The sequence below is a fragment of the Halomonas sp. 25-S5 genome, assembly GCF_029889845.1.
GTDB lineage: Bacteria > Pseudomonadota > Gammaproteobacteria > Pseudomonadales > Halomonadaceae > Halomonas.
Map to the genome: position 1 here is coordinate 1 of NZ_JARANV010000083.1, position 694 is coordinate 694.

General features: G+C 66.7%; 1 pseudogene. It reads right to left on the bottom strand.

Annotation, left to right across the window (positions count from 1 at the left end):
- Positions 1-694: pseudogene (locus tag OP498_RS18470) on the bottom strand (IS21 family transposase); the annotation flags it as partial.

The following is a 694-nucleotide window of genomic DNA, read 5'->3' on the forward strand; positions in this document are numbered from 1 at the left end:
GCCGCGCTGAGCGCGACCGCGAGGCAGAGTCAGCAGCGCGCTGCCGCCGATGAACACTGCCAGGCGGTCATCATACAGGCGTACCCGCAGCTGATGGCCAATCAGCCGGGAAGGCACCGAGTAGAACACCTTGCGCAGCGTGAAGCCGCCGGAGGACGTCACCCGTACCCGAATCTCCTCATAGTCCTGGCTACGTTGCCGGGGCAGCGGCTGCAGCATGGCGCGCTCAGCGTCGATGCGAGGCTGATGCCGAGCGTTGCGCCGACTGACCAGTTCATCAATGAAGGCCCGATAGGCGGTCAGGTCATCGAAGTGGCGTGAGCCGCGCAGCAGCAAGGCATCGTGGATGGCGCGCTTGAGGTGGCCATGGGCACTCTCGATGCTGCCGTTCTCATGGGCCACGCCGGTGGTATTGCGGGTCGGCACCATGCCGTAATCCCGGCACAGCGCCTCGTAGCGCTGGGTGAGGTCATCCTGTGCCGCCTGCCCGAGATTGCGAAAGGCCGCTGACAGGCTGTCGGTGCGGTGCTCGCGCGGGGCGCCGCCAAGGGCCCACAAGGCGTTCTGCAGCCCCTCCGCCAGCGCGACGAAACTCTCGCCGCCCAGCACCACATGGGCGTGCTGGAAGCCGCCATACACCATCCGGAAGTGGTACAGGCGATGATCCAACGGTCCCTCGGCCACCGTGACCTGC